The sequence below is a fragment of the Leisingera sp. NJS201 genome, from assembly GCF_004535885.1.
GTDB lineage: Bacteria > Pseudomonadota > Alphaproteobacteria > Rhodobacterales > Rhodobacteraceae > Leisingera.
Genome location: NZ_CP038234.1, coordinates 205,001 through 229,865 on the forward strand (window position 1 = coordinate 205,001; position 24,865 = coordinate 229,865).

The 24,865-nt window shown below is 61.0% G+C and carries 25 protein-coding genes, 1 tRNA gene, 2 rRNA genes and 2 pseudogenes (1 of these 30 only partly in view); 15 read left to right on the plus strand and 15 right to left on the minus strand.

Going from position 1 to position 24,865, the window contains the following annotated elements:
• From ETW23_RS01000 to ETW23_RS01010, 3 genes are all read left to right on the plus strand, one after another.
• Positions 1-1,469, plus strand: a 23S ribosomal RNA gene (locus ETW23_RS01000) (it extends 1,372 nt beyond the left edge of the window).
• 222 nt (positions 1,470-1,691) lie between these two features.
• Positions 1,692-1,806, plus strand: a 5S ribosomal RNA gene (rrf, locus tag ETW23_RS01005).
• 46 nt (positions 1,807-1,852) lie between these two features.
• Positions 1,853-1,929: transfer RNA gene (locus tag ETW23_RS01010), tRNA-Met, on the plus strand.
• A 7-nt stretch (positions 1,930-1,936) separates the two neighbouring features.
• Here the strand turns inward: ETW23_RS01010 and ETW23_RS01015 are convergent.
• Positions 1,937-2,179 (minus strand): hypothetical protein, encoded by a 243-nt coding sequence (locus ETW23_RS01015; RefSeq protein WP_134828835.1) that lies wholly within the window; start codon positions 2,177-2,179, stop codon positions 1,937-1,939.
• Between the two features lie 184 nt (positions 2,180-2,363).
• On the opposite strand from ETW23_RS01015, the gene ETW23_RS01025 reads away from it, so the two are divergent.
• Positions 2,364-3,436 (plus strand): IS3 family transposase gene (locus tag ETW23_RS01025; protein WP_134828836.1). Its coding sequence is split into 2 segments (ribosomal slippage): positions 2,364-2,610 and positions 2,610-3,436, totalling 1,074 coding nucleotides; the frame shifts between segments, so codons are not numbered across the junction.
• Positions 3,437-3,789: 353 nt separating this feature from the next.
• Here ETW23_RS01025 and ETW23_RS01030 read toward each other — a convergent pair.
• From ETW23_RS01030 to ETW23_RS01080, 11 genes are all read right to left on the minus strand, one after another.
• A complete protein-coding gene (locus tag ETW23_RS01030) occupies positions 3,790-4,893 on the minus strand; it encodes an alpha-hydroxy acid oxidase (RefSeq protein ID WP_134828837.1) in 1,104 nt (367 codons plus the stop codon).
• On the minus strand, positions 4,893-5,447 hold the full coding sequence (gene comE / locus ETW23_RS01035) for a sulfopyruvate decarboxylase subunit beta (RefSeq protein ID WP_134828838.1): 555 nt from the start codon (positions 5,445-5,447) through the stop codon (positions 4,893-4,895). The genes ETW23_RS01030 and comE overlap by 1 nt, the downstream gene beginning before the upstream one ends.
• Entirely contained in the window at positions 5,444-5,950 is a 507-nt protein-coding gene (comD, locus tag ETW23_RS01040; RefSeq protein ID WP_134828839.1) for a sulfopyruvate decarboxylase subunit alpha, read from the minus strand. The genes comE and comD overlap by 4 nt, the downstream gene beginning before the upstream one ends.
• Before the next feature lie 37 nt (positions 5,951-5,987).
• The gene (locus tag ETW23_RS01045; RefSeq protein WP_134828840.1) at positions 5,988-6,398 is read right to left on the minus strand and encodes a universal stress protein; all 411 of its coding nucleotides are present in this window, start codon (positions 6,396-6,398) and stop codon (positions 5,988-5,990) included.
• Positions 6,399-6,428: 30 nt separating this feature from the next.
• Positions 6,429-7,409, minus strand: coding sequence for an alcohol dehydrogenase catalytic domain-containing protein (locus ETW23_RS01050; RefSeq protein WP_134828841.1), 981 nt, complete (start codon positions 7,407-7,409; stop codon positions 6,429-6,431).
• Positions 7,390-8,166 carry an SDR family NAD(P)-dependent oxidoreductase gene (locus ETW23_RS01055; protein ID WP_134828842.1) on the minus strand — a complete coding sequence of 259 codons (777 nt, stop codon included), beginning with the start codon at positions 8,164-8,166 and terminating at the stop codon, positions 7,390-7,392. The genes ETW23_RS01050 and ETW23_RS01055 overlap by 20 nt, the downstream gene beginning before the upstream one ends.
• Positions 8,159-9,466 carry a histidinol dehydrogenase gene (gene hisD / locus ETW23_RS01060; protein ID WP_134828843.1) on the minus strand — a complete coding sequence of 436 codons (1,308 nt, stop codon included), beginning with the start codon at positions 9,464-9,466 and terminating at the stop codon, positions 8,159-8,161. Before hisD ends, ETW23_RS01055 begins: the two co-directional genes overlap by 8 nt.
• Positions 9,467-9,478: 12 nt before the next feature.
• Positions 9,479-10,807, minus strand: coding sequence for a TRAP transporter large permease (locus tag ETW23_RS01065; RefSeq protein ID WP_134828844.1), 1,329 nt, complete (start codon positions 10,805-10,807; stop codon positions 9,479-9,481).
• Positions 10,808-10,820: 13 nt separating this feature from the next.
• Positions 10,821-11,333, minus strand: coding sequence for a TRAP transporter small permease (locus ETW23_RS01070; RefSeq protein WP_129369586.1), 513 nt, complete (start codon positions 11,331-11,333; stop codon positions 10,821-10,823).
• A gap of 111 nt (positions 11,334-11,444) precedes the next feature.
• Positions 11,445-12,590, minus strand: a complete 1,146-nt coding sequence (locus tag ETW23_RS01075) for a TRAP transporter substrate-binding protein (RefSeq protein ID WP_129369587.1) — start codon at positions 12,588-12,590, stop codon at positions 11,445-11,447.
• Between the two features lie 23 nt (positions 12,591-12,613).
• Positions 12,614-12,799 (minus strand): hypothetical protein, encoded by a 186-nt coding sequence (locus tag ETW23_RS01080; RefSeq protein WP_129369588.1) that lies wholly within the window; start codon positions 12,797-12,799, stop codon positions 12,614-12,616.
• Between the two features lie 130 nt (positions 12,800-12,929).
• Here ETW23_RS01080 and ETW23_RS01085 point away from each other — a divergent pair, with 130 nt between their 5' ends.
• The 7 genes and pseudogenes from ETW23_RS01085 to ETW23_RS01115 all read left to right on the plus strand — a co-directional run bounded on the left by ETW23_RS01085 (position 12,930) and on the right by ETW23_RS01115 (position 20,061).
• Positions 12,930-13,958, plus strand: coding sequence for a LacI family DNA-binding transcriptional regulator (locus ETW23_RS01085; RefSeq protein ID WP_134828845.1), 1,029 nt, complete (start codon positions 12,930-12,932; stop codon positions 13,956-13,958).
• Between the two features lie 155 nt (positions 13,959-14,113).
• Positions 14,114-15,209 (plus strand): annotated as a pseudogene (locus ETW23_RS01090) (IS5 family transposase).
• A gap of 39 nt (positions 15,210-15,248) precedes the next feature.
• On the plus strand, positions 15,249-16,256 hold the full coding sequence (locus ETW23_RS01095; RefSeq protein WP_205879929.1) for a glutamate cyclase domain-containing protein: 1,008 nt from the start codon (positions 15,249-15,251) through the stop codon (positions 16,254-16,256).
• A gap of 29 nt (positions 16,257-16,285) precedes the next feature.
• Complete coding sequence (locus ETW23_RS01100) at positions 16,286-17,545, plus strand: aminotransferase class V-fold PLP-dependent enzyme (RefSeq protein ID WP_134828846.1); 1,260 nt, start codon at positions 16,286-16,288, stop codon at positions 17,543-17,545.
• A gap of 565 nt (positions 17,546-18,110) precedes the next feature.
• A complete protein-coding gene (locus tag ETW23_RS01105; RefSeq protein ID WP_134828847.1) occupies positions 18,111-18,653 on the plus strand; it encodes a YaeQ family protein in 543 nt (180 codons plus the stop codon).
• A gap of 50 nt (positions 18,654-18,703) precedes the next feature.
• Positions 18,704-18,922: an RlmF-related methyltransferase gene (locus ETW23_RS01110; RefSeq protein ID WP_254695107.1), complete on the plus strand. Its 219-nt coding sequence runs from the start codon at positions 18,704-18,706 to the stop codon at positions 18,920-18,922.
• A pseudogene (locus tag ETW23_RS01115) lies at positions 18,919-20,061 on the plus strand (IS3 family transposase). Before ETW23_RS01110 ends, ETW23_RS01115 begins: the two are co-directional and overlap by 4 nt.
• A gap of 410 nt (positions 20,062-20,471) precedes the next feature.
• Here ETW23_RS01115 and ETW23_RS26645 read toward each other — a convergent pair.
• From ETW23_RS26645 to ETW23_RS01125, 3 genes are all read right to left on the minus strand, one after another.
• Positions 20,472-20,726: a helix-turn-helix domain-containing protein gene (locus ETW23_RS26645; protein WP_368075864.1), complete on the minus strand. Its 255-nt coding sequence runs from the start codon at positions 20,724-20,726 to the stop codon at positions 20,472-20,474.
• A gap of 44 nt (positions 20,727-20,770) precedes the next feature.
• On the minus strand, positions 20,771-21,496 hold the full coding sequence (locus tag ETW23_RS01120; protein ID WP_368075865.1) for an AraC family transcriptional regulator ligand-binding domain-containing protein: 726 nt from the start codon (positions 21,494-21,496) through the stop codon (positions 20,771-20,773).
• Between the two features lie 199 nt (positions 21,497-21,695).
• On the minus strand, positions 21,696-22,580 hold the full coding sequence (locus tag ETW23_RS01125; RefSeq protein ID WP_134828848.1) for a LysR family transcriptional regulator: 885 nt from the start codon (positions 22,578-22,580) through the stop codon (positions 21,696-21,698).
• 108 nt (positions 22,581-22,688) lie between these two features.
• Between ETW23_RS01125 and gstA the strand changes: the two genes are divergently transcribed.
• The 4 genes from gstA to ETW23_RS01145 are packed head-to-tail and all read left to right on the plus strand — an operon-like array spanning position 22,689 to position 24,849.
• Positions 22,689-23,300, plus strand: a complete 612-nt coding sequence (gstA, locus tag ETW23_RS01130) for a glutathione transferase GstA (protein WP_129369458.1) — start codon at positions 22,689-22,691, stop codon at positions 23,298-23,300.
• A complete protein-coding gene (locus ETW23_RS01135) occupies positions 23,297-23,677 on the plus strand; it encodes a nuclear transport factor 2 family protein (protein WP_134828849.1) in 381 nt (126 codons plus the stop codon). Before gstA ends, ETW23_RS01135 begins: the two co-directional genes overlap by 4 nt.
• A 3-nt stretch (positions 23,678-23,680) precedes the next feature.
• Positions 23,681-23,902 carry a 4-oxalocrotonate tautomerase family protein gene (locus ETW23_RS01140; protein ID WP_129369460.1) on the plus strand — a complete coding sequence of 74 codons (222 nt, stop codon included), beginning with the start codon at positions 23,681-23,683 and terminating at the stop codon, positions 23,900-23,902.
• Complete coding sequence (locus tag ETW23_RS01145) at positions 23,899-24,849, plus strand: nitronate monooxygenase family protein (RefSeq protein WP_134828850.1); 951 nt, start codon at positions 23,899-23,901, stop codon at positions 24,847-24,849. The genes ETW23_RS01140 and ETW23_RS01145 overlap by 4 nt, the downstream gene beginning before the upstream one ends.
• The last annotated feature ends 16 nt before the right edge of the window (positions 24,850-24,865 follow it).

Sequence of the window (24,865 nt, forward strand, 5' to 3'; positions counted from 1 at the left end):
AGACACTCTCGCCGAAAGTCCAAGGGTTCCTGCTTAAAGCTAATCTGAGCAGGGTAAGCCGGCCCCTAAGCCGAGGCCGAAAGGCGTAGGCGATGGGAACCACGTTAATATTCGTGGGCCAGGAGGATGTGACGGATTGTGAAGGTAGTTCATCCTTATCGGATTGAATGGGCTGCTGATCAGTCCCTGGAAATAGCCCTCCATCAGACCGTACCCTAAACCGACACAGGTGGACAGGTAGAGAATACCAAGGCGCTTGAGAGAACGATGTTGAAGGAACTCGGCAAAATACCTCCGTAAGTTCGCGAGAAGGAGGCCCGGGTCCTACGCAAGTGGAATCCGGGGGCACAAACCAGGGGGTGGCGACTGTTTATTAAAAACACAGGGCTCTGCGAAGTCGCAAGACGACGTATAGGGTCTGACGCCTGCCCGGTGCCTGAAGGTTAAAAGGAGGGGTGAGAGCTCCGAATTGAAGCCCAGGTAAACGGCGGCCGTAACTATAACGGTCCTAAGGTAGCGAAATTCCTTGTCGGGTAAGTTCCGACCTGCACGAATGGCGTAACGACTTCCCCGCTGTCTCCAACATCGACTCAGCGAAATTGAATTGCCTGTCAAGATGCAGGCTTCCCGCGGTTAGACGGAAAGACCCCGTGCACCTTTACTACAGCTTCGCACTGGTATCAGGATTGTGATGTGCAGGATAGGTGGTAGGCATCGAAACCGTGACGCAAGTCGCGGTGGAGCCTCCCTTGAGATACCACCCTTCGCACTCTTGATATCTAACCGCGGTCCGTTATCCGGATCCGGGACCCTGCGTGGCGGGTAGTTTGACTGGGGCGGTCGCCTCCTAAAGAGTAACGGAGGCGCGCGAAGGTTGGCTCAGAGCGGTCGGAAATCGCTCGTTGAGTGCAATGGCAGAAGCCAGCCTGACTGCGAGACTGACAAGTCGAGCAGAGACGAAAGTCGGCCATAGTGATCCGGTGGTCCCGAGTGGAAGGGCCATCGCTCAACGGATAAAAGGTACGCCGGGGATAACAGGCTGATACTGCCCAAGAGTCCATATCGACGGCAGTGTTTGGCACCTCGATGTCGGCTCATCTCATCCTGGGGCTGGAGCAGGTCCCAAGGGTACGGCTGTTCGCCGTTTAAAGAGGTACGTGAGCTGGGTTTAGAACGTCGTGAGACAGTTCGGTCCCTATCTGCCGTGGGTGTAGGATACTTGAGAGGAGTTGCCCCTAGTACGAGAGGACCGGGGTGAACGAACCACTGGTGGACCTGTTGTTGCGCCAGCAGCAGTGCAGGGTAGCTATGTTCGGACAGGATAACCGCTGAAGGCATCTAAGCGGGAAGCCCCCTCAAAACAAGGTATCCCTGAGGGCCGTGGAAGACCACCACGCCGATAGGCCGGAGATGTAAGTGCAGCAATGCATTCAGTTGACCGGTACTAATCGCCCGATAGGCTTGATTTGATCCAGTAACAGACAGTGTTACTCAAAACCAAACAAGCAAACACATCCCAAGTGCAAGACTTGGACAACGTTGATTGTAACCGACGCAAGTTGCCCGTGCCTGCCGCCACCCGGCGGTGACACAGCAACCGGGCGGCATCTCGCGCATTTGCTGAAGCAAATACGCTGCCTGCCGCTCGCCAGCCTTGCTTCGCAAGGCCGTCGGAATTGGATTTTTCTTGGTTTGGTGGCTACAGCACAAGTGAAACACCCGGTCCCTTCCCGAACCCGGAAGTTAAGCACTGTCGCGCCGATGGTACTTGGGCTCAAGCCCTGGGAGAGTAGGTCACCGCCAAACCTAGTAAAATCCAATAATCTCTCAATACGGTCTCAAAAAAACCTGACGCGGGATGGAGCAGCCAGGTAGCTCGTCAGGCTCATAACCTGAAGGTCGCAGGTTCAAATCCTGCTCCCGCAACCAACACTAATTAACCTGACATATCAAAGGCTTCTGGCGCATCGCGCGAGGCTTTTTGCTTATGCGCATTCCAAGTCAACGCCACGTCAACGTTTGGCGAGTCGCGCAACAAATATTCAATGACATCAATGCCACGGCTCAAAAGCCGATATTCTGTCATCGCAGGCAGTTTCCAGGTATGGTTCTTTGAAACTGATCCCGAGTAACCGCGATGTCCTAGAAAACACTGAATAAAGCCAATCTCGAAAGCCATGCCAACGCCTCGACAGCATATACCTGTTTCGGAGGTACCCGCTGACGCGGGTGGATCACTAGAGTCGCGGGCAAATGAGATAGTCTCAAAATGGGCAGGGACAGCAGCTTTTGAGGCTACCTGGACCTGTCGCGGTTTGATGCCGCTCCTTTGATAGCATTTACTGCAACAAAGGAGACGAACTATGGGACGTGGAAGGACTGACGAATTCCGCAAGGACGCGGTGCGCATTGCGTTGACCAGTGGGCTGACGCGCAAGCAGGTGGCTGACGATCTGGGTGGCGGGATGTCGACGCTGAACAAATGGATCACGACGCACCGAGACACCGGTGTAGTGTCGAAGGAGGATTTGAGCCTTGCCCAAGAGAATGATCGGCTTCGGCGCGAGAACCGCATTCTTAAGGAGGAAAGGGAAATCTTAAAAAAGGCCGCGGTGTTCTTCGCGAGCCAAAAGCCGTGAGGTTCAGGTTCATTGAAGAACAGCGAAATCAGTTTCCAACAGCACGCTTGTGTAAGGTTATGGACGTGAGTGCGCGTGGTTTGCGTGCATTCCGCAGCCGCCCTGCCACTCGCAGGCAGAGATCTGATCTGGTGACATTAGCCCACATCAAGGAGCAATCGCGTCTCAGCCTGGGCAGCTATGGTCGGCCACGCATGACTGAAGAGCTGAAGGAGATCGGCCACAAGTTCAACATCGCACCCAATCTGCTGGATCGGAACTTCATTGCCGACCAACCAAACCAAAAATGGGCTGGCGATATCAGTTACGTCTGGACCCGTGAGGGTTGGCTATACCTCGCTGTCATCCTGGACCTGCATTCTCGGCGGGTCATCGGTTGGGCCGTCAGCAATCGGATGAAGCGGGACTTGGCGATCCGGGCGCTGAACATGGCTATAGCCTTCAGATCACCGCCTATGGGCTGCATTCATCATACGGATCGTGGATCGCAATACTGTTCTCATGACTATCAGAAACTTCTGCGACAACACGGGTTCAGCGTGTCCCCCTCTCATGCATGTAAACATGCACTGCCGGGGCAGTGGATGAGCGGCAAAGGAAATTGCTATGACAATGCGGCCGTCGAGACCTTCTTCAAGACGATCAAGGCAGAGCTGATCTGGCGAAGGTCATGGCCAACGCGACGAAAAGCGGAGATGGCGATCTTTAACTACATAAACGGCTTCTACAATCCGCGCCGCCGACACTCAGCACTCGGCTGGAAAAGCCCGGTCGCATTCGAACGGAAAGTGGCCTAAACGAGCACTTGGGGCGGCACGAAACCGCGTCAGGTCCATTCCTATTCCACCTCACTCCCGTGCTCGCGACACAGCTCGGCGGCAGGCACACCGCCCTCCATCTGGCGCAGCACACCCATGATCGGGCCTCGGTGAATCGTGTCTTCTTCATCGGAATCTCCTCGTTCATCCTGCCGAGAAAATTCTACTTCCGCATCCGCTTAAGATCGGGGGGGATTACCAATGCACTGAAAACGCATTACCAGCGTCTGGTTCGCTGCAGGGCAGCAGGAACAAAGCCTGAGGATGATGCCCCGGCGCCACAGCATGGATGGTTCGTCAGAAATATGCAATTTCACTGATCAGGTCGCACGCTACTGCAAACTGTCGCCAGTCAGCGAAGTTCGCCCGGTTTGTGCCATTGCGATACTCAATTCTTCACTAAGAGTATCCCACAGTTGTTCCAGGCCTCGTTCGCCAGCAACCGCAATTGCATATTGCAGAATTCTCCCGATAAAGACAAAGTCTGCACCAAGTGACAGAGCTTTGAGAACGTCTTCGCCTGATCGGATTCCACTGTCGTAGAAGAGAGGAAAATCCGGTCCAAGATCAGTGCGAATTTTTGCGAGCACTTCAATCGCGGCTGGCGCAGATTCCAACTGCCGCGCACCGTGGCTGGAAACCTGAATGGCATCAACACCTGCAGACACCAGCGCGCGGGCGTCTTCAACGTCCAGCACCCCCTTCACCACCAGCTTGCCGGGCCAGGCATCGCGCAGCCGGGCCAGCGTGTCCCAGGTGGCGCGCGCCCGGCTTTCGGTGCGGTCGAAGTCATAGCCCTCCATCTCGAAATTCGCCATCACCGGCTTGCCCTTCAGCAGGGTGGTCAGCGACCAGCGCGGGTGCAGGGCAAAGTCAAAGAACTGACGCGGGCCGATGCGGAACGGCATCTTGAAGCCATGGCGCAATTCCCGCGGGCGGCGGCCCACTTCCGGCACATCGACCGTGAGAACCAGCGTCTGATAGCCAGCGGCGCGGGCGCGCTCGGCCAGCTTAAAGGTGCCGCTGCCGTCGCCGCTGAAATAGAGCTGAAACCAGGCATAGCCCTCTGCCGCCTCAAGGATGGTTTCCATGGGGGTCGAGGCGACGGTGGAAACCCCATGCGGCACCCGGTAGCGCGCCGCCAGCCGGGCCAGCATCAGGTCGGCGCCGGGGGCAGACAGGTTGCACATGCCCATAGGGGCAATGCCAAAGGGCCGGTCAGCCTCGGCGCCGAAAATCCGGACCGCCAGCGAGCGCCGGCTGACATCGCGCAGGATGCGGGGCCGCAGGGTGAGGGCATCCAGGGCCGCCCGGTTGCGCGCCGCCCCGGTTTCCTGCCCGGCGGCCCCGTCAATGTAATCAAACACCATCCAGGGCAGCCGCCGCCGGGCCAGGCGGCGGGCGTCCTCAGCCGAATGGATGGCGCCTGCGGCCATCAGCCGGCCACGGCTTTCATAAAGCGGTCGCGGATCACCACAGGGTCCATCGTGATCACCGGCATCTTGGCGTTGCCGCTGTCGCATTTGACCACCAGAACTGTGGGTTCACCGCTGGCCAGCGCGTCCTCCAGCGCAGCCCCGGTGTCCTTGTCCTGCACCTCCACCACCCGGGCGCAGCCAGCGGCGCGGGCCATGCCGGCCAGATCAGTGCGCTGGCTGGTATAGGTCGGCTGATCGCCGGTGGAGCCATAGGAGCCGTTGTCGACGATCATCAGGATGTAGTTGCCGGGCGCGTTGTTGCCAATGGTGGGCAGCGTGCCGAGATTGGTCAGAATCGAGCCATCACCATCGATCACGATCACCGGCTTCGGCTGCGCCAGCGCCAGCCCCAGACCGATGGAGGAGGCCAGCCCCATGGTGCCCAGCATGTAGAAATTGGTGGGCTGGTCGTCGATTGCGTGCAGCTCCTGTGATGGAATGCCGATGTTGCAGACCACCAGCTGGTCCCGGAGGATGGGCGCGATCTCTTTCAGGATTTCGGAACGGATCATTGGTCGCCATAGCCTCCCCAGAAGTTGGCGTCGGTCAGGATGGCAACGGGCTTGTTGCACATGAAGGTGTATTTCAGGATGTTGTCCAGCTCCTGCACGTCCCGCTGCCAGTGGAAGTGGTAGGTGGGAACGTTGAGCTGGGCCAAGAGCGCCTTGGTATGCACTGCCATCTCCACCTGGCAGGCCACAGGCTCGCGCAGCTCGCCGCGGTAGGAGATCAGCATCGGCAGCGGCATCCGGTAGTATTGGATCAGCGTTGCCAGCGTGTTGATGGTGACCCCGATGGCCGTGTTCTGCATGATGATGGCCGGGCGCTTGCCGCCCATCCAGGCGCCGGCGCAGAGCCCCATGCCCTCATCCTCCTTGTTGGAGGGGATATGGAAGATGTCGTCGCGCTGGTCGATTTCCTCGATCACGCCGGCCAGCTGCTTGCAGGGCACAGTCGTGACGAAGGAAACGCCGTTGGCCGCCAGATCGTCGGCGATCCTCTTGTCGATATTCATGGTCGGTTGCCTTTGCTTCGGAAGTCTTGTTTCGGGGTCAGGAGGTGCGGCAGACATGCACCGCGCAGGGCGCGTGGCGGACCACGCGGGCGGCGGTTGAGCCTAGGAAAAAGTCGCTGAGGCCCGGTTTGTGGGAGCCGACGACGATGCAGTCCACGCCGTGCTGTTCAGCGTATTCGACGATGGCGCGGTAGGACCGGCCCTTGATGATCTCTGCCGTGACATTGCCGTGGCCTGCGGTTTTTTCGGCCAGCGCCTCGCGGGCTTTGTCAAAGCCTTCGCGCACGGTGTCCTCGTCCAGGTAGGCGGTGACCGAACTGTGCGGCGGCTCGTAGACATGCAGCGCGGTGATCTGCCCGCCGGGGTTGCACAGGGTGGCGGCGGCCTTCAGCGTTGTTCCGGACACCCCGTGATCCAGGGCCATGGGAACCAGGATATTGTCATACATGGTTGCTCTCCGTTTGTTTGGGGCGCGCGGTCAGGCCCAGGGGTCGAGGATGATCTTGGGCGCCGCCACCGCACCGCTGCGCAGGTCGCGGAAGGCAGCAGCGCCGTCTGACAGTGGCCGCGTCTCGGGCCAGTCCAGCGGACCAAGGCAGCCGTCAAAGATCGCTTGCGCGGTGTCGCAAAAGTCCTGCGCAGTATAGGTGTAGTTGCCGATGAAGGTGATCTCCTGCAGGGTCATACGGCGGATATCCAGGCCGCCGGTGTCCTCGCCCAGGCCGACATGGGCAATCACCCCGCCGGGCGCAGCAGCGGCTGAGGCGGCGGTGCGGGTGGCGGCATAGCCGACGGCGTCCACCACCAGCGGCACCATGCCCTGAAACTCCGCCACTGCCTGCTGGCCGCAGCGGTCTGTCAGGAAGGCCCGGCGCGCGGCGTTGGGTTCCTGGATCGTCACATCCTCCACCGCCATCGCCCTGAGCGCCAGTGCCGCCGCCAGCCCGATGGCACCGCCGCCGATCACCAGCGCGCGGCGTTCGGTGTCCGGGTGCAGCGCCTCCAGCGCCAGCCGGGCGGCGTGCCAGCTGACCGCCAGCGGCTCGGCCAGCGCGGCCTTTGCAAGCGGCACATCGTCCGGCACGGTCACCAGGTTGCGCTCCGGCATGGCCACAAACTGGGCAAAGGCGCCCTCGCGCGGGGGCATCGAAATGATCTGGCGGCTGGCGCAGAGGTTTTCGCGCCCCGATGCGCAGGCAGCGCAGCTGCCGCAGGTGACCAGCGGGTTGATCGTCACCCTTCGGCCCGCTTGCGGCCCGTTCTCGATCACGCCAGCGGCCTCATGCCCCAGGATCAGCGGTGCGGGTCGGCGGCTGTCATGGCCCAGATAGGCGTGCATGTCCGAACCGCAGATGCCGGAGGCGCGGATGCGGACCAGATGATCGCCTGCCCGGCCCGCCGCCATGGGCACGTCGCGGACCACCAGCGTCTCAACCCCTTCATAAACCAAGGCTTTCATTTCGCGGTGAACCCCCGTCAACCATCAGGATTTGCCCGGTGACATAGGCCGAGGCCTCGGAGCACAGGAACAGCAGCGGCCCGTCGAGATCCTCCAGCCGGCCGTTGCGGCCGACGCAGGTTTGCGCGGCGTTGCGGGCGGCGCGGGTGTCATCCTCGAACACCGCCTGGGTCAGCTCGGTCGGGAAAAAACCCGGCCCGATTGCGTTGGCGGTGATGCCATGGGGTGACCAAGCCTCTGCCATGGCGCGGGTCAGCTGGCCGATCCCGCCCTTGCTGGCGCCATAGGCGATGCCGCCGGGAAAGGCGCGGGTGGTCTGGAGCGAGGCAAAGTTGACGATCCGCCCCCAGCCCTGCTTTTTCATCCCAGGCACCAGCGCCTGGCTGAGGAAGAAGGGCGCCGACAGGTTCAAGGCCAGAGTCTGATCCCAGCCCTCTGCCGTCACTACATCTGCGGGTTGCCGCGTGTTGACGCCGGCTGCGTGGATCAGGATGTCCGGCGCGCCGAAGGGGGCCGTGACGGTGTCCCGCAGCGCCTCCAGCGCGCTGCGGTCCGCCACATCCGCGACCGCATAAGCCGTAGCCGGGCCGATCTCGGCACAGAGGCTTTCCAGCGCCTCCGCCCGGCGGGCCACTGCGACCACCTGCGCCCCGGCGGCGGCCAGCGCGACGGCCGCCCGCCGTCCCAGGCCAGAACTGGCGCCGGTGATGCAGGCGGTCCGGCCTGTCAGATCGAACAGGGTGCGCGGGTCAGCCATTGGCGGTCAGGTCAAAGGTTTCGTCCGGGAAATACTTGGCCAGCCGCACGTCGGCGGCGCGGGCGTGGCCCTCCATCCCTTCCAGCCGGGCAATCCGCGCCGTGGCCTCGGCCACCGGTTTGGAGCCTTCGCGGGTGGCGCGCTGCCAGGTGACGATCTTCATGTATTTGTGGACCGACAGCCCGCCGGTATAGCTGGCCGCGCGTGAGGTCGGCAGCACGTGGTTGGTGCCCGCGGCCTTGTCGCCGTAAGAGACCGTGGTCTCCTCCCCTAGGAACAGCGAGCCGTAGCAGGTGAGCTGCTGCAGCCACCAGTCCAGATCCGCGGCTTGCACGGTCAAATGCTCCGGCGCGTATTCGTCGGAACAGGCCGCCATGTCCTCGCGGTCCGCACACAGGATCACCTCGGCATAGTCGCGCCAGGCGGCGGTGGCGTTTTCGCGGTTCACCTCCGGCAGGTCGTCGATGTAGCCGGGCACCAGCCGCATCACCTCTTCCGCCAGCTTGCGGTCGTCGGTCACCAGCCAGACCGGCGAGTTGTAGCCATGCTCTGCCTGGCTGACGAGATCGGTGGCGACGATATGGGCGTCCGCCGTGTCGTCGGCCAGGACCAGGCTGTCGGTGGGGCCTGCGATCATGTCGATGCCGACGCGGCCGAACAGGATGCGCTTGGCCTCGGCCACAAACTGGTTGCCGGGGCCGACCAGGATGTTGGCCTTGGGCAGGCCGAAGAGACCGAATGTCATGGCCGCAACCCCCTGCACGCCGCCCATTGCCATGATCTGGTCCGCGCCGCAGATATGGGCGGCATAGACAATGGCAGGGGCCACGCCCACGCCGGGACGCGGCGGCGAGCAGGCGGCGATGTGCTTGCAGCCGGCCACCTTGGCGGTGGTCACCGTCATGATGGCGCTGGCGATATGGCTGTAGCGCCCGCCGGGCACATAGCAGCCCGCCGCATCCACAGGGATCACCTTTTGCCCGGTGATGAAGCCGGGAGAGATTTCGGTTTCCACATTCTGCATCGTGCTTTTCTGCAGCTCGGCAAAGCGGCGCACATTGTCGTGGGCGAACCGGATGTCGGCCTTCAGCTTCTCCGGCACTTGCGCACAGGCGGCCTCGATCTCCTCTTCCGTCAGCAGCACATTGCCTTCGTACCGGTCGAATTTGGCGGCATATTCCAGCGCCTTGGCGTCGCCGCCGGCTTCGATGTCGTCCAGGATGCCCTGCACGGTCTTATGGGTCTCGGAGGCATCCGACTTGGGGGTCAGGTCGGCCTTCTTGAGATATTCTCGGGTCATTTCCAGGGGGTCCTATTTGAAGATATCAGGAAGCAGCGTGGTCGAGATCGGCGGGATGTAGGCGATCAGCAGCACCACGATCAGCATGGTCAGAACAAAGGGGATGGCGCGGGCGGCGATCTTGAGGATGGACTCGCCGGTGATGCCGGAGACAACGAACAAGTTCAGGCCCAGCGGCGGGGTGATGAAGCCCACCCCCAAGGCGGTGATCATCATGATGCAGAACTGGATTTCGTTCATGCCGATGTTGTCGGCCAATGGCTTCAGGATTGGTGCCAGGATCACGATGTTGGGGGTCGTCTCCATCACGCAGCCAGCGGCGATCAGGATGCAGATCATCAGCAGGATCAGCACTGAGGGATCATCGGTCAGCCCGGTCACCGCGGTCACGAACCCCTGCGGCACGCCCATGATGGCCAGTGCCTCTGCCAGCGGGGCGGAGAATGCGATGATCGGCAGGATCACCCCGTTCACCTTGGCAGAGCTGACCAGCATTGCCGGGAAGTCCGACAGTTTCAGGGTGCCGAGCAGGAAGCCCATCAGGATGGTGACGACCACGGCGGTGGCGCCGGCCTCGGTCGGGGTCAGGCGGCCGGAGAAGATGCCGTAGAAGATGATCCCCGGCACGATGAAGGCATACCAGCCGGATTTCAGCGCATGGCCCAGGTTGCCCAGCCACTCGCCCAGCCCCATGTTGCCGCCGGTCTCATAGGTATAAAGCCGGTTCATGATGATGTTGGTGATCAGGATCGACACCAGGATCGCGATGCCCGGGATCAGCGCCGCCAGAAACAGGGTGGAGGCGGAAATACCCAGCACCAGGCCGATGATGATATAGGCGATAGAGGGCGGGATCAGGATGCCGGTGCAGGCGCCCGCCGCCACCAGGGCGCAGGCATAGGGGCGCGGATAGCCGCTTTCGACCAGCCGGGCGATGGTCATCCGCCCGACTGCCGCCGCACCCGCGGCGTCAGAGCCGGAGATTGCTGCGAACATGCCGCAGACCAGCACCGTCGCCGAGCCGAAGCCGCCCCGCGTCCAGCAGGTCAGCGCCTCGGCCACATCGAGGAATTTCTTGCTGAGCCCGGTTCTGACCAGCACGTCACCGGTCAGGATGAACAGCGGAACCGCCGTCAGGGCAAAGGCGTCGATGCCAGTGAACAGGCTTTCGCCGATGGCGCTGAGCGGCAAATCTCCCGACATCACCAGCATGGTGATAGCCGCCGTGCCGATGGCGGCCCAGACCGGCACCGCCAGCGCAATCAGCGCCACGAACATGATCACCGGCAGGTAGAAGTCCCAGCCCAGTTCGACCGTTTGGTTGAGTGAATTCCACAGCATCGCGTAAGGCCCCTCAATCAAACAACTTGTCGCCTTCAAAGACGGGGGTGCCGTCGCGAAGGCTGCGGTAGTCGCGCAGGAAGGATTGCAGCAGTCGCCAGACCATCAGGGTGAACCCCGCGGGCACCGCCATCAGGAACCAGACCATGGAGACCCGCAGCCCGTGGCTGACCGATCCGAACTTGGCCGAGACCAGCACCGTCTCAAACGACCAGTAGAGCGCCACCAGGGCCACGATGAACATTACCAGATCGCCGAAGATGTAGAGCAGCGCCTTGGGCCGGGGTCCGAGGTAGTGCATCAGAACATCAATGCGGATATGGGCGCGTTCCTTGACCGCTGCCGCGGCGCCGATCCAGGCGAGGTAGATAAAGGAATAGCGGACGATTTCCTCGCCCCAGATCGAAGAATAGGCAAACAGCTCGCGCCGGATCACCTCGATCGCCATGGTGATGACCAGCAGCACATAGAAGGTCAGCAGCAGCCAGCGCTCTGCGTTCTTGTCTATCGTTCGCAGGATCTTCATCGCTATTCCCGGGGTTCAGGCACACCCCCGCAGCCAGCCGGCAGGCTGCTGCAGAAGCGGCGATTTCGAAAGCGGGCGGCCGCCGGTCTCCGGCGTGCGCCCCTGCAGCGCTCAGGCGTCGTGGACGTAGTATTTGCCCTGGGTGCCTGCGGCCTCTTCCAGCTTGGCGAAATTGTCCATCGACCCGGCAAGTTCGGTCTTGAAGGCATCCCACTCGCTGCGCTGATAGCCGCCGGCGTCCTTCCACTCTGCCAGCTGGTCATCGCTCAGCGCATGGAATTCGACGCCTGCCTTGGCCAGTTCCGCCATTGCATAGGCGCGGGCGGAGGGCACCTTTGACAGGTTCTGATGCGCGGTCATTTCTGAACCCCACATCACACCGTCCTGCACGTCCGCAGGCAGCGCGTTGAACCACTCCAGATTGCAGGAATAGACCTGGCTGTCCGGCACCGCCTGGGTAAAAGTCACATGGCTGAGAATGTCCTTGAAGCCAAAGACATAAAGCGCCCCGACGGACGGATCGAGCGCATCCGCCACCCCCTGTTTGATGGCTGAGGGAGTCTCGCCCCAGGCCACCGGCGTCGGGTTGGCGCCGACCATGCGGTAATACTGCTGCAGCATCTTTGATCCCGGCACCCGAAATTTCACGCCCGCCATGTCGCCCGGCGACATTACCGCGTTGCCGCCTTTGCGCACCGCGACCACGCGGGGGTCGATGTTGACATAAAACAGCGCCTTGAAGCCGTTTGCCTCCACCTTGGGATGGACCTCGGTATTCCAGAAACCGGAGTTCACCAGATTGGTGAACCGCTGGTTGGAGCCGCAAAGATAGGGCATGTTGATCAGGTCAACGGTGGAGGCAAAGGGCGCGAAGTTCGACAGCGAATGCTGCGCGGCCTGGATTGTGCCGCCTTGAACCTTCTGCACCAGCGCGCCGCCCGCACCAAGCTGGCCGCCAGGGGCGAGCTTGACGTAGATCTTGCCGTTGGTGGCGTTCTGGATGTTCTCTTTCAGATCCAGCTGCATGATCGGATAGCTGCGCGAGGCACCCAGCACGTATGCGGTCGCCAAGGTCATGATGTGCTCGGCCGCGCGCTCGCGCTCCTTCTCTTCTTTGGCAGTCTGGGCGGCCGCCTCGGACGACCAAAGCATACCGCCTGCACCCGCCACCAGCGCTGCGGTGAATGAGCCGGCTGAGGCCAGTTTCAGAAAATTGCGGCGCTCAGCAGATTTGAGGCCATCCTTGCCATTCGTCATTGTCTTCCTCCCTTGGAAATCCGTCAGCTGCCGTTCTTGTTCTTGTGGTCAGCCTCGCGCTTGAGGATCGCGGCAACGAACAGGACTGACGCCGCAAACAGAACCAGCATCTCTCCGACATCGCTCAGGAAACCGCCGCTGCCAAACGCGCCCAGGGCGACATTGGCAAAGAACACGGTAAAGACGGCTGCAGCAGCAAAGAGAAACATCAGCAGATCCCGATTTTTGATCCCAACACCATTTGTAAGCGCTTACATCAATAATGCAAGCGCTTACATGGGTGGATGGCATCGGCGGCATTTTGTGATAAGACAGGGGCAATGGAATGGCAGGCGTGACATGGGAAAAACCCGCTCAGCTCCGACACTTAACGATGTTGCACGGGAGGCCGGGGTTTCGACCGCGACGGTGTCGCGCTGCCTGAACTCGCCGGAACGGGTGATTGAGCCGACCCGCCAGCGGGTCCTGCAGGCTGTCGAATCACTGGGCTACACGCCGAATTTCGCGGCCCGGGTGATGGCGGCCAAGCGCAGCTTCACCATCGGGGCGATCATTCCAACCATGGACAACGCGATCTTTGCCCGCGGCCTGCAGGCCTTTCAGGATGAGCTGCGGGAGCGCGGCTATACGCTGCTGGTCTCCAGTTCCGCCTATGATCCCGAAGTGGAGCGTGAACAAATCCGTACCCTTGTTGCGCGCGGTGCTGACGGTCTGCTGTTGATCGGGCACGCGCGCGATGCGGAAATCTACGAGTATCTGGATCGCCATCAGGTTCCCTCGCTGGTTGCTTGGTCCTATGATCCGGCGGCGCAGCGGCAGTCTGTCGGATTTAGAAACGCAGATGCCATGTGCGAACTGGCGCGCAGCGTGATTTCAGTCGGCCACCGGCGGATTGCGATGATCTCCGGCATGACGCAGGGCAACGACCGGGCGCAAGGCCGGGTGGAAGGCGTCAGGCAGGCGATGGAGGCGAGCGGACTGGATACCGGCAGTTTGACGCTGATCGAGACCGCTTACGAAATTGACAAGGGAGCGGAGGCCTTTGGGCGGCTGATGGCCTTAACTCCGTGCCCGACAGTTGTAATGTGCGGTAACGACGTGCTGGCGGCTGGTGCTCTGCGCGAGGCGCACAGATTAGGAATTCAGGTGCCGGAGCAGGTTTCGGTGACAGGGTTCGATGACATCGAATTGGCGGAGATCGTCAGCCCAGCCCTGACGACTGTTCATGTTCCTCACCGTGAAATGGGACGAAAGGCAGCGTGTGAACTGACAGCAATTGTGGAAGGTAAATCGGAAGGCCGGTCGATCTGCATTAATACCAGAGTTGTTACCCGTCACTCATTGGCAAAGCCGCCTTATCAGTCATAGGGAAAATAGTTGCTGCTGTTGTTGGTGCATCTTGCGGATTTGGAAGCCTTTTCCTCTTGAGCGTGAAGGGCCGCTCGTTTCCAGCCCGAAAGGGCCTTGTTGCACGAATCGGGTGAGGGATTCACTGTATGAATCCAGCATGCTAGCTGAATGATATGAGAAGTGGGACCCCTACGAAGTACAAGACCACGAACTGGTCGGCTTACAATGAAGCGTTGAAGCGGCGTGGATCGCTGACGGTGTGGTTCGATTCAGAAATGACATGGCGGCCGCCACCGACCGGCAAGCGCGGTCGACAACCGAGCTTCAGCGACGCGGCGATCCAGACCTGCCTGACGATGAAGGTGCTGTTTGGCATGCCGTTGCGGCAAACGACGGGGGTCGTACAAAGCCTTTTGCGGCTGGTCGGCCTGGACTGGACCGTGCCGGACTTTAGTACCCTGTGCCGCCGTTAGACACGCTGAATGTGAGCATCCCCTATCGTGGCGGTTCGGGCCCGCTGAACCTGTTGATCCCCTCTCGTGACATCACTGCGTGATGCACTGCCGGGCAGCGGACAGCACCGGCATCAAGGCCGAAGGAGAAGGTGAATGGAACGCCCGCAAGCCCCCTCTCGCACATGCCATGCATGTGCTGCCGGGCAGCGGGTGGCCCCAAGCTGCGCATCTGGCGCAAGATACATATCGGCATCGACGAGGAAACGGTGGAGGTTCGGGCCGTCGGGATCACGGGCAGCAACATTGGTGACGCGCCCGTGTTGCCAGAATGACTGGACCAGATTCCGCCGGATCAGAAGATCGGCAGCGTCACCGCCCCCTCTCGGCAGATTGCTTCGCAATCGCCTGCCGGGCAGTGGATGGAGCCTATGACACACGCAAGTGCCATGAGGTCATCGCGGTGCGAAACGCAGCGGCCGTCATCCCGCCCCGCAAGAACGCCAAACCCTGGAAGCTGACGAGCCCGGGCGCCGAGGCACGCAACGAAGCTCTGAGAGCCTCAAAGCACCTCGGCCGCGCTATCTGGCGGCGATGGAGCGGTTATCACCGCCGGAGCCGTGTCGAGATATGAGGAGGATCAGAAAAGGATCTGGGGGATCCTTTTCCCGACGATTGGATGAACTGCATCAAGCTGCTTGGTCAGTCATTGATGGTTCGAGACTTCGAACGCCAGGTCGCCGAACTCCAGGTCCGCATCGCCGTGCTGAACGGCTACACTGCGCTTGGCATACCCGTCACTGTGACTGTGGGATAAATCCGTCCGGGGAAAGGGGAACTGGGGTCAGACCCCGATTTGTGCAACAAGGCCACCCGGCTAGACAACCGTCTTGACCAGCTGGTGAACATCGACATGGGCGAGCAAGGGGTCGAGCATCTGTTTGAAGCCGCGCGAGCGTTGCAGGGCGGCTCCTTGTTGGGGGCGGCGGCGGAGGCGCCGATGGCGGTGCCCGAGGGCGGTACTGTGGTGCTAACCACAGGTTCGGTCTCGCGTGCCTGGATCACGCCCGATCTCGGCGAGAACGACGGCCCCTCCGGTGCGGCGGCCATTGCCCGGGCGCTGGTGCTGGCGCGAAATACGACTTGCGTGATGCTCTGGGAGGAAACGCTGCTGCCTGCGATCCGCAACACCTGTCAGACGGCGGGGCTGTTTCCGGTGACGCTGGAGCAGGCGGCGATTGCGCGCGCCGACAAGAGTTTCGCCACCATCGTGATGCTGCCCTATGCCACCGAAGACGAGGTTTGGCAGGCGCAGGCCACGCAGATGCTGAAGGACTTAAAACCGGACCTCCTGTTCTCGACCGAACGGGTCGGGCGCAATGAATTCGGCGTCTACCATTCCATGCGCGGCATCGACTACGGCATGGGCCGGGCGCGGGTGGACTGTCTGTTAGACGAAGCCTTGGCCCGCGGCATTCCGGTGGTCGCGGTCGGCGATGGCGGCAACGAGATCGGCATGGGCAAAGTGGCGGATCACGTCAAAACCCATGTGCCCTATGGCGATACATGCCAATGCGGTTGTGGCGGCGGCATCGGAGCGATCACAGGTTGTGACGTGCTGGTCACAGCCGCCTGCTCCAACTGGGGCTGCACCGCCATTGCTGCCGCCATGGCGGCGCGCGCGGGCAATGCCAGGCTGCTGCACTCGCCCGGCCGCGAGGCCTTGCTGCTGGACGCCATGGTAGCCAGCGGCCTCATCAACTCCACCCACGGGATTGTTGACGACAGCGTCGACGGCTTCCCCCGGCACAGCCACCTTGCGGTGGCCGAGCTGTGCCGTACTATCGTGAGCCGCGCGCTCTGACCTCTGACATCTGACAGGACTTTTAGGATATGATCCAGAACAACCCCGCCCTCATCAGTGCAATCCGTGACCGCTTTGCCCATGTGGACAACTGCCCGTTCCAGGGTGAGCGCATCTTTTTTGAGAACGCCGGGGGCGCGCTGACGCTGAACTCGGTGGTAGAGACTTCGGCCTTCTATGCCGCGATCCCCGACAACCCTGGCCGCATCAACCCGGCGGGTCAGGGCACGCAGGGCAATATCAACAAGGCCAAGGAAGACCTTGCCGTGTTCATGAACGCCGCGTCTGGCCAGTTCTTCGCCGGTGAAAGCGGTACCGAGCTATTGTTCCGGTTGATCCGCACTGCCTGCGTGAACGCGTCCAAGGGGGCCAAGGTTGTCGGATCCTCGATTGAGCACCCGGCCACACGCAGTGCTGCGCGCCGCTGGGCGGAGATTGCGAGTCTTGAGTATGTGAACGTCGCCCATGACAACGAAACCGGACTGGTCACGGCAGAGGATTACGCCGCGCTGATGACACCGGATGTTGCGGTAGCCACTATCCTGCATGCCTCGCCGGTGACCGGCATGGGCATGGATGTGGCGGCGATCTCGAAGGCGATCCGCGCTGTGGCGCCGGATTGCCTGATCATCGTCGATGGCATCCAGCACGCGGCCCATGGCCAGCTGGACCTGGCGGCCTATGATGTCGATGGCTATACGATCTCCCCCTACAAGGTGTTCTCGCGCCATGGCTTCGGCATTGCCTGGATCTCAGACCGCTTCAGTGCCTTGCCCCATGACATGCTGATTGGCGCGCCGGCCACCGGTTGGGAATTCGGTACCCGCGACACCGGCTCTTATGCCACTCTGTCGGACGTAGTGGACTACTTCGAGTGGCTGGGTGGAGAGGTTTCTTCTGAGACTTCCCGGCGCGGCAAAATCGAGGCCGCAGGCCGTGCCATCCATGCCTATGAGACCCATCTGACCAATGCCGCGATCAACGGCACCGGCAATCTGCCGGGTCTGCGCGACATGGCACACGTCAACATCCTGGCCGGTGCCGACAACACGGCGCGTGAAGGGCTGGTGTCGATTGTGGTGGAGGGCATCGCCTCGGAGGAGGTGGTGGAGATCCTGAACACCCAAGGCATCCGCACCCATACCCGCAAGGCCGATCACTACTCTGGCAACGTGCTGACGCCGCTCGGCCTGACCGACTGCATCCGCATCTCCTTCTGCCACTACAACACCGAAGCCGAAATCGCCAAGATGCTGGCAGCGGTGAAGGAACTCGGCAAAGACGGGTAGCCCGGCCATTGGAAAACAAACTGCCTGCTTCCGGGGGCGCCCGGGATCAGGCGGCGAACCGCTGGAAATCAGCGCACAAAATGTCCGAACTGGCGCACAGGCAGGGCTGATCCGCCAGGCCTGAGCCTCTTCCTGCGGCCAGTGCCCTGCAGGCTGGAGCCGGACGGCAGCAAAATGCCTGTTTGACTGGCCACCGCATCCGCACGGGCAGAAATAATTCAGGGGGAGACTGGAAATGAACATGCAAAAACCGTCCTGGACCGGGAAACATGCCCGCAGAGCCAGCCAGTGGCCTTGCAACCGTCCTGCAGCCGGCGCCTGAACATCGGCCTGGTGGTCGGGCCTGGGTTCTCCCAGATCAGCCTGGCTGCGGTCTGCGATATCTTCTCAGCCGTGAACCAAGTGGAGTGGGCAGGCCAGTCATTCGTGCTCAGTGCAACACTGTGATGGCTACTGAGGTTGGCGGCGGGTCGAGAACCTTGCGGAGCGATGCCAGTTGCTTTCCGCTTTCGCAAAGCCATGCTGCGGTCTAAACATCCCCATCTTCGCTAGTCCGGGAAAAATCATGGCGCAAAATGCCACCATTTATAAAGTAGAGCTTTCCGTATCTGATATGGATCGACACTATTACGAGACCCACAAGTTGACCGTCGCCAAGCATCCTTCGGAGACGGATGAACGGTTGATGGTGCGTATTCTCGCTTTTGCGCTGAATGCCCATGAGCAATTGGAACTTACTAAGGGCCTTTCAACGGATGATGAGCCAGATATTTGGCAGAAAAGCCTGAGCGGCGAGCTTGAATTATGGATAGCGTTAGGACTTCCCAGCGAGAAGATTGTTCGGCAATCTTGTGGCAAGGCCAAAGAGGTGATTGTCTATAGTTATGGCAGGACCGCTGAAGTGTGGTGGGAAAAGATCAAAAACAGCACCACCCGGTTTGATAACCTTCAGGTTGTCAATTTTTCAGAGACGGATACCCGTGACTTGGGAAACCTTGCAAGTCGATCGATGAAACTGCAGGTCAATATTCAGGATGGTGATGTCATGGTCAGTGTTGATGATAGTATCGTCTACGTGACCCAGGCCAAATGGAAGAATACGGTTTAGGCACGGCAGATTAGGCATCTGCTTTCCCACAGGATGATGTCCTGTTTTAAGTGCCATCACCAACTCCCCCCAAAGCGACCGGACCTAAGGGGCGTTCAACAAAACTCAACTTTGGTGGCCAAAATGCTGAACTTTGGTGTCCCGGTGGGGAGATAAAGTTTCTCGCCTGCATGGTTGAAGGTTGTGCTCAGCCCCCTGAAAACTGGATCGTTCGGAGCTGGAGTTTTCCGCTAAATTTCCCTGGCTGGGAGAGGAGCGGAATCGCATGAAAGCATCGAAGTTCACAGAGGCACAGAAGGCGTTCATCCTGAAGCAGGGCGAGCAAGGAACGCCGGTCGCGGAGATCTGCCGCAAGGCCGGGATCAGCCAGGCGACATACTTCAACTGGAAGAAAAAATACGGGGGCCTTCTGCCGGACGAGATGCGCCGGCTGAAAGCGCTTGAGGACGAGAACATCCGGCTGAAGAAGATTGTGGCGGACCTGACGCTGGACCGGGAGATGCTTCAGGATGTCATTCGGCGAAAGCTCTGAAGCCTGGCCGTTTGCGCGAGATTGTCACCGGGATGTGCGTCGATTGGGGTGTATCGATCCGGAAGGCTTGTGGGGCCATCTGCTTCGACACATCCACCTACCACTACAAGTCCCGGCGGACCACTGCCCGGCAGGGCATCTCGCGGCGATGTCCCGAGAGAGGATCAGGCTGCCGTCGAACGGCGGATCAAAGAGATCGCAGAGACGCGTGTGCGCTATGGCTACAGGCGCGTCCACGTGCTTCTGAGACGGGAGGGCTGGGTGATCAACATGAAGAAGACACGCAGGATTTACAACGAGTTGGGGCTGCAGCTCAGGAACAAGCACCCAAAGCGCCGGGTGAAGGCAAAGCTCAGAGAAGACCGTCAGGAAGCCGTTGGGCCGAACGATGTCTGGGCGATGGACTTCGTTCACGACCAGCTCGCCCAGGGCAGGAGGTTGCGTATCCCGACCGTTGTCGAAACGCATTCCCGGCTCTGCCCTGCGGCCGATCCGCGCTTTATCTATCGGGGCGAAGATGTCGTGCAGACGCTCGAACGGGTCTGCGGGCAGATCGGCTACTCCAAGACGATCAGAGTCGATAACGGCAGCGAGTTCATCTCGCGGGATCTTGATCTCTGGTCCTGCGCCAACGACGTTACCCTCGACTTCTCACGGCCTGGAAAGCCCACGGACAATAGCTTCATTGAGGCGTTTAACAGCAAGCTCCGAGCGGAATGCCTGAACGCACACTGGTTCATGAGCCTTGCAGATGCCCGCGAAAAGCTGGAGGATTGGCGCCGGCACTACAATGAGGACAGACCCCGCAGCGCAATCGGATACAACGTCCCGATTGCCATGCATTATCCCGATGGCGTCACCAGCCCGTCATCGTGACAGAGCCGGAAAAATCCAGTTTCTGGCGGTCCAAGGTTGGGGCTCAGAGCACAAACCCGCGGACTCTCGTCATGAGCGAGGGAACAGCGGGGGGCACGTCAAGGGGGATCGACGAGGAAACGCTGGGGGTCCGCGCCGTTGAAGTCACGGCCAGCGATATCGGCGATGCGCCTGTCTGACGTCAGCACCAATGGGACAGTCTAGGTCGATTTGATAAGAGAGGGTTTCTGGCTCATCGTAACCGCCAAGGAGTGAAGGTGAGAAAGAAACCCGGAACCAAGCAGAGCCATGGTGAGAAGGTCGTAAAGGACATTCGCCGTGCGACCCGCAAACAGTATGGCGCCAAACGGGCCCGTCACGCCTTCCTTGTTGAGCACTTCTGCGATCTTCTTCGGGGGCAGAGCCAGTGATCAGTTTTTCGATGCTCTGTACGAACTTGGTGTTACACCTGTCCACCGCCGGAAAGCGCGGTGGAAATTCGCGGGAGAGGAGAACCCGACATCCTGAGAGATTTCTTCGATGCTCTTGCTCCCGGCCTGAAGGTCATGAATGGCTATGTCCCGGCGCAGCCCGTCCTTGATCGCCTGAAAGGAGGTGTCTTCCGCATCCAGCCGCCGCATCAAGGTTCTAGGTGTGACGTTCAATGCGCGGGCGGCATCTGCCAAGTGGCCGCCCTCCCAGTTTGTTTGATAAAGGAACTCCCGCACTCTCAAAGACTGCTTATGTTCCCTATACCCTGTGAACATCCAGTCACGGGGGCCCGGCTTAGAAACTCCTTCAGTTCCGCAGAACTGCGTCTTTTTGTTGGCCCCAGTTTCGCGACCTCAAACGTAATTGCCGAACACGGTGCCATGAAGCTGATCTGCGCCGGAAATATCACCGCGTAATCGTCTGAAAACCCAGGGCGCTCAAAGGCAAATTGAACCGCCTGGACAGGCACTTCATATCCTGCAAGCCAGGACAGCAGCCCATGCGCAAGTTTCAGGATCAGCATATGGCCGAACTGCTGACAGGGCTGCGCACCGCGCGGCACAAGCCGCAGACTGATGCTGCCGTTTCCGGACGCGAGTTCAATCTGGTAATCGTCCAGCAGCAGGTTCCAGAACGTAGAGAACCGGTGCAAGGCTGAGGGAAGAGAGCTGGCTTCGCGGACCGTTGTCAGCAGGTGCTGCAGTGCTCTGGCCCGGATCGGCCGGCTCCAAAGGCCCATCATTTCATCATTGGTTTCGATGGCAGCGATTTGGTAAAGCCGGACAATCTGATCCAAAGTAATGCGGTGGGCAATCTGACCCTGGACCGCATGCATCCCCGCGCGCTGCAGGAAGGAGGCCAATTGGGCATCCGTGCAACAGTGCCGCAAGGCCATAATCCAATTCCCGGCAAACTGCGACGAAACCGTGGCCAGGCTTGAAGGATCCGAGGTTGTCATTTCCATAGACTCCAGCGCCGATTGTCATTTTTGGAGAACATATCGCCTATTTTAAGCGTGAATTTGGTCAGCTGCTACACGCATCTGGCATGAAGTAACAGTACGCGCCCACGGCGGAAAGCAACAGCCGCGGGACCGCTTCTGTGTGCTCTCAGGTGAAATTGCGGCGATTGTGGCGTGACCTGCTGCCGGGCATTCTCAGGCCCTAGGCCGGTTCGGCTGCCCCAATTCTGTTCCAAAGCTCACTGGCAACGACGCCGGGCGGGCGGTCTCGGCGTCTCATCTTGAAGATCATCGTTCGGCGTACAGGAAATCGTTCCAGGTTGAGGGGAAGCAAAGCACCGGACAGCCGCTCCGCCTCGGTCATATGGTCCGGCAGGCCGCCCCAGCCGAGACCGGCGAGGATTACCTTTTTCTTGGCGGCAAGATCGGAGACGGTCCACTTCAGCCCGCCCGGCAGCAGATCGCGGCTTTGTTCATGCGCGGCGCCGCCTGTGCCCGCCGCGACCACCTGCACGTGGCTTTGCATTTCGGATGCTGAAAGTGCACGGGAGCCGGCCGGCAGGTTCAGCCCGGGGCTGGCCACTGGCCGTATTGTCACCTCCGTGACCGGCTCAGCTTCCACATCATCCAGCGGCACCCCTTCCAGCGAAGCAAGCGCGATATCTGCCTTGCCCTCCATCAGCCGGGCAATCGGGCCGCCCATCATTTCCATCCGCAGCCGCAGGTGGGTGGCCGGGTGATGCCGCCCGGTTTCGGCAAGCGCCGGCAGCAAAGGATCCAGATCCATTGTGGCGCTGACGGCAATGTTCAGTTCTGGCTCTTCGCGGGCGCGCAGCCGGGCGGCAGTGGTTTTCAGGCCTTGCATCTGCCGCAGCACCCGCGACGCCTCGCGGTAGAAGATTTCACCTGCCGGGGTGAGCGCCGGCCGGTAGGCCGCGCGGCTGAACAGCTCCAGCTCCAGTTCCTCCTCCAGCAGACGGATTGTGTGGCTGATGGCGGACTGTGATTTGTGCAGCCGCTCCGCCGCGCCGCGGAAGGTGCCGGTTGAGACAATCGCCTCCAGGGCAACAAGCTGGTCGTGTTTCATGTAGTTGCCATATGATCTGTTTTTTTAATCATTACTGTGAGAACACAATATTATCAACAAATCATGTCAAGGGGTAGTCAGGAGCATCACCAAGCACAGGAGATAGTGATGAAGCTCTACTACAAACCCGGCGCTTGCCCGCTGGCCAGCCATATCGCCCTGTATGAGACAGGCCAATCGTTTGAAATCGAAGCCGTCGATACCGCCGCGGGCCGGACCGCAAGCGGCGCGGACTACCGCGCGATCAACCCCAAAGGCTATGTTCCGGCCCTGGGCCTGGACGACGGCAGCGTTCTCACTGAAGGGGCGGCGGTTCTGCAATATATCGCGGACGGCAACCCGGAAGCGGGTTTGGCGCCGGCGGCAGGCACCTTGGCCCGTGCCCGGATGCAGGAACAGCTCAACTGGATCGGGACCGAGCTGCACAAGGCCTTTAACCCGCTGTTCCGCGACGGAATATCCGAGGGCGGTAAAGACGACGCGCGCACCGCTGTAGCGGGCAAGTTCGATTTCATCGAGACGCAGCTGGAGGATGGCCGCGAGTGGCTGGTAGAGAACCGGTTCTCGGTCGCGGACGCCTATCTGTTCGCGGTCTCGAACTGGGCGAACTTCACCGGCATCGACCTGGCCCGCTGGCCCCGGCTGGCGGCGTTCGTGAGCCGCAGCGCGTCCCGCCCGTCCGCTCAGGCTGCAATGCGCGCAGAAGGGCTGATCCAATGACACCAGCCGATCACAAAGTGGTCGGCGCATTGATGGAGGCCTATTTCGAGGGCCTCCATCACGCCGACAGCACCATGCTGCGTGAAGTTTTTCACCCGCAACTGGCCTATATCTGCGCAACCGAAGGCGATGAACTGCACCTGGATCTTGAAACGTACATGGCCCGCGTCGATGGGCGCGAGCCGCCGGCCAAGCGCGGCGACCCGCGCGAGGAGGAGATCCTGGAGATTGCCTTTGCCAGCGACCGGCTGGCCCGTGTCAGTGCCCGGATGACCATGATGGGCCGGGATTTCCATGACCTGCTTACCCTTGTCCGCCACGGCACCGAATGGCGCATCGTTGCAAAAGTGTTCTCATACGTACCGCGAAAGGGCTGACCGATGCCTTATGTGAATATCAAAGTCACCCGCGAAGGCGGCCCTGACGGCACCGGCCCGAGTGCGGACCAAAAGGCGCAGCTGATCACCGGAGTTACGGACCTGCTGCAGGAAGTTCTGGGTAAGAACCCGGCAACCACATTTGTGGTGATCAACGAGGTTCCTCTGGAGGATTGGGGCGTTGGCGGCCTGCCGGTGCAGGAGTACCGGAAGCAGGCGCAATGAAAACGCGGCTGACAGAGGCGCTGGGGATCACTTGCCCGGTGATCCAGGCGCCGATGGCCTTTGCTGCAGGTGGCGCGCTGGCCAGCGCTGTCTCCAGCGCCGGCGGGCTGGGCATGATCGGGGGCGCCTATGGCGATGCCGCTTGGATCGACCAGCAGTTCGACATTGCAGCGGGCGCCCGCGTCGGCTGCGGGCTGATCACCTGGAAACTTGCGGAACAGCCGCAGCTGCTGGACCGGGTGCTGGCACGCGATCCAGCGGCGCTGTTCTTGTCCTTTGGCGACCCGGCACCATTTGCGTCAGCGATCAAGGACGCGGGTGTGACGCTGATCTGCCAGGTGCAGACACTGCGCGATGCGCGGCAAGCGCTGGGCTGCGGCGCAGACATCATTGTCGCCCAGGGTGCGGACGCCGGCGGCCATGGCGAAGCCCGCGGCACCTTTGCCTTGGTGCCCGAGATCGCTGACGAGATCGCACGCCGGAACAGCAAGGCGCTGCTCTGTGCCGCAGGCGGCATCACGGATGGCCGCGGCCTTGCAGCGGCCTTGATGCTGGGGGCGGATGGGGCGGTGATCGGCACGCGGTTCTGGGCCTCGCGCGAGGCGTTGGTGCATCCGCGCATTCTTGATCGCGCGCTGGCGGCAACGGGAGACGACACGATCCGCACACGTGTGGTGGATGTGGTCCGCGGTTATGACTGGCCCGGCCGTTACAACGGCCGCGTTCTGCGCAACCGGTTCATTCAAAAATGGCACGGTTCCGAGGAGGCCTTGAAACTGGAAGCGGGCGCAGAGGCCGCAAAATGGTCGGCAGCCCAGGAGGCTGGCGATCCGGATGTTGCAACCGCTTTTGCCGGTGAAGGCATCGGTCTGATCAAAAATGTTCAGGCCGCCAGCGAAATTCTGGCGGGCATCACGGCGCATGCGCAGCGGTGTCTGGCAGGATAAAGCCGGTCAGGACTGC